Below are 3,625 nucleotides of genomic sequence, written 5' to 3' on the forward strand. Positions count from 1 at the left end.
GGGCCGGGCGGGAACCAGCCTCGTTTCGGGCGGGGAACCGGCCCCCCCGGAAGGCGCTCGGCTCGCTCTTATTCAAAAGCCCCGCGCTGCTGGCGCGGCAAGAAGCGCTCGTCCACCCCGAAACGGAGCGGCTCATTGCGGAGTTTATCGCCGAGCACCCCGACCGGCATGTCGCAATCAACGCCGCCGTGCTCTGCAAAACGGCGCTTATGGCGTGCTGTCCTCTCGTCCTGTACGTCGACGCTTCCCGTATCGTCCGGTTTTTCCGCGTGCGGCGGCGCGACCGGCTTCCGGCGCGGCGGATTCTGGAAAGATTCCGTGCGCAGCGGTATATCCGTTCTCAATACAAACGCGCGAATGCCGATATATACACCATATGGAACAACGGGAGTTTCGCCCGCCTTGAGCAAAAGGTGGACGATTTTCTCCGCTACTGCGAAAAGAGAGGGTATGTGATATGGAAGAAGGAAAGCGAACACTATGGATTATAGCTGCGGTTGGCGTTTTTTTGTCGGTGGTTACCGGAACCGCATTGCTGCTGTACACGCCGCGCTCCAAAAACGCTTCAGTCGCGCCGATGTCCCCGCAAGCAGCAAGCGACATAGGGACGATTCCGCCGACACCGCCCCCCCGGCCAGCGGAACCGCAACCCATCGGCGTGGAGGGCATAGGCTCCCCGCTGAATGAAAGCGCACAGCAGCCGAATGCCGTGCCGCCGCAAAAGGCGAACGACGTAACGGTGTATGCGGAGAATGCGCACGTATACGGAAGCACCACGACGATTGATTTAAATGCGCTTAAATCGGTGCCGGCGAGCGTAACGCCCGAAAACGAGGCTGCGCGCAAGGCGGTCGCCGCCGCTGCCGAGAAAAAAGCCGCGGAGGTAAAGCGGGCGGCGGAATCAGCGCAAAATACGGCACAGAATGCGGCGAAGCTTCCCTCCGCAAAACCGGCTAAACCCGCCCCGACGCCAGCGCCGAAAGCCAAAACAGCAGCGGGAAAAGAATACTGGGTGCAAGCCGCGTCGTTTACGGTTCGGAAAAACGCCGAATCCGCGCTTGCCGTGCTCGCCGAGAATAAACTGCACGGGGAAATATTTACCCATATCGACGCAACGGGCAAAACGTTTTACCGCGTCCGTATCGGGCCGTATGCGACCGAAGCCGAAGCGAAGTCCTGGCAGGAGCGAATCGCGCTCATAGACCAATTCGCCAAAGCTACCACATTCGTGTCAGCGGCGCGATAGCAACGCCAAAGCATACGTTGGGCGTGCTCGGAGAAATTTCAGTTTGCCTCCAAATAGCTTTATAGCGCGCATTTCCGGCACTAATCGCGGCGGCTTTTGCCGAAAACGCGCACAAAGCCGCTTAAACTCCCCCATAAAGGATAGCATGAAAATGCTACCCTTTTTTTGTCTGCTTATTGTCGCGCATGCCGTCCGCGCAGAAACTGTTTCGCTTGCGTCCGCGCTTTTGTTTGAGGCGAAAGATTCGCCCGCGCTGACGCAGTCTGCTTCGCTGTTCGCTCGTTACGAGCGGTGCGTGTTTTTCGCGTTCATCTCTGCCGATATGCACGAGCTGTCCGGTATAGCCGCTTTTGCAAACGCGGAGTTGACGAGCGAATTGGCGGGGCAAATCCGGCTTTTGCCTGCGATTACGCTGTTAGGCGGCAATCTTGCCAAAGGCAACGCGCTGTCCCGCCTTGCCAACCCGGTTATTGTATCATATCTTACCCCGACCGGACGGATAACTCTGCCGCGAGCGGGCGTCGGCAGCGCCGTTCCGCGCACCAGCGGGAGTCATGCAGGTGCCGTTGCGGTGCGCTTTGTGCTTCCGGCTTTTTCGGGCGCGGCGGGAATAATCCACGAAAGTGCGGTCGAGCTTTACTCAAGCAAAACGGCGCAGGGTTTGACGTTCACCGTCCCGCTTGCCTCGGGCAAAACCGCCGCCCGTTTCACCGGCAGCTATTACGCATACCGCCTGAAACCGGCGGTAGAAACCGCGTGGCATATCGCGCACCCGTATTTCGCGCCGGGCGGCTATTCCGCGTTTCTGGCGGAAGCATCGGTGCGCTCGCTCGTGTTCCGCCTGCCGGTGCGCTGGTACGGCGCGGCAGGATTCGCGGAATCCCCGTTCGGCGGATATGCCCCGTGGTTCCGCAGCGAAGGCGGCTTCTCGGCCGCGGCGTTTTCCCTGCGCACGCGCATATTCTACTCCCCTACCGATTTTTACACGCCGGAAAACCGTCTGATTGCCTCCCGCTTCCGCTATTCCGTCAACCCGTCCGTCGCCGCGCCGCGCTCCCTAAAGCACGGACTGCTCGCGTCAGGCGGCGTCGTTTTCTCCGGAGATTCATTCAGCGGCTTGTACACCGTGCGCGGGTCGTCCCGCATTTCCGCCGGGCATTTCACGGCGACCGCGCTCGCCGGATTTGAAAACTGGCTTTTGCCGGACGGCTGCGGCGTTACCCCGACCGCGGATACGGCGTTTCCGCTGCGGCTGTCGCTCACCGCCCGCTTTCCGCATTTGCGGGCATCCTCGTCGTTTCGCCGGATATGGTATCCGGGGAAAGACTGGCACGGCACAAAGACGCAGCATTTGGCGTCTTTGTCGCTGTCCTCGCGCGCGCAAAACCGCTGGTATGTGCCGGCGGGAAATATCAGCGCGGATATTATCAGCTATAAAAGCGGCAAAGTAAGCGGGGATATAGCCGTTGCGCTCAAATGGAAGGTGAAAACAAAGAAGCTGAGCGTTTCGGGGAAAGCGGCGGTTTCTATTCCCGTGCTGAAAGATTCCGGGGCATAAGCGCAGGGCTGCGGGCATTCATGCGCGTCGGTCTTTGCGCCGCCAAAATATGCCTGCGAAAGACAGCGTAAAGGCATAAAACACCGACTGTTTTTGTAATTCGCGGAATGCAGCGGGGAAGCTCTGAGTTTTCTGAAAAAACTCGGCACAAAAGATAATCCTGTCGCCGCGCCGCGCGGTTCCCGCCGCTTTTCCCTCCTCTTGTGCCGCTCCCGTTCCCGACAGGCAACGCCCGTCTGAATCTGGCAATTCCGCTGTTTTTTCCGTATACTGTGCGCATGTTCAACAGTTTGCGCGGAACGCTCACCGCAAAACTGCCGCATTCGGTATATCTGGACACCGGCGGCGTCGAGTGGGAAATCGCGGTGCCCGCTCCAGCGCTGAGCGCGCTTCCGCCGGCGGGCGAAACCGCGCGGCTCTACACGTGGCTTTTGCACCGGGAAGACGCTATGGCGCTGTTCGGCTTTGCCAGCGCGGAAGACCGCGCGCTCTTTTTGGATTTGCAGAAAGTCGAGGGCGTCGGACCGAAGGCGGCGCTCAAAATCATGTCGTCGATTCCGAGCAGGCAGCTTATCTGTGCGCTCGACGACGGCGACCTTTCCCGCCTTGAGACGGTGAGCGGGATCGGCAAGAAGACCGCTCAGAAGATGCTCCTCGCGCTCAAAGGCAAGCTCACGCTGAACGCAGGCGGCGGGAGCAGTTCTGTCGGAAATCCGGCGGCAACGCCGTGGCAGAATGTAGTGTCCGCGCTCGTGAATATGGGGCACGACAGACGCGACTGCGAAAACGCCGTCGCGCGGCTTGCCGAGACGCTGAACAGT

4 protein-coding genes are annotated in these 3,625 nt (G+C 59.9%); all 4 read left to right on the forward strand.

All coding sequences use genetic code 11. The features are described from left to right. Nucleotides 1-491 (forward strand): dephospho-CoA kinase (locus tag AWU74_RS04355; RefSeq protein ID WP_162504795.1); only part of this gene is annotated, 491 nt, incomplete at its 5' end. Continuing rightward, entirely contained in the window at nucleotides 458-1,246 is a 789-nt protein-coding gene (locus AWU74_RS04360; protein ID WP_162504796.1) for an SPOR domain-containing protein, read from the forward strand. The genes AWU74_RS04355 and AWU74_RS04360, both read left to right, overlap by 34 nt. Nucleotides 1,247-1,391: 145 nt before the next feature. Then, nucleotides 1,392-2,804 (forward strand): hypothetical protein, encoded by a 1,413-nt coding sequence (locus AWU74_RS04365; RefSeq protein WP_062327997.1) that lies wholly within the window; start codon nucleotides 1,392-1,394, stop codon nucleotides 2,802-2,804. A 278-nt stretch (nucleotides 2,805-3,082) separates the two neighbouring features. Further along, nucleotides 3,083-3,625 (forward strand): Holliday junction branch migration protein RuvA (gene ruvA / locus AWU74_RS04370; RefSeq protein WP_162504797.1); only part of this gene is annotated, 543 nt, incomplete at its 3' end.

This window comes from Treponema endosymbiont of Eucomonympha sp., from assembly GCF_001028545.1.

What these genes read in the sequence shown, in the direction of transcription:
- AWU74_RS04360 (WP_162504796.1), top strand. Translation starts at nt 458, where the DNA reads ATGGAAGAAGGAAAGCGAACACTATGGATTATAGCTGCGGTTGGCGTT.
- AWU74_RS04365 (WP_062327997.1), top strand. Translation starts at nt 1,392, where the DNA reads ATGAAAATGCTACCCTTTTTTTGTCTGCTTATTGTCGCGCATGCCGTC.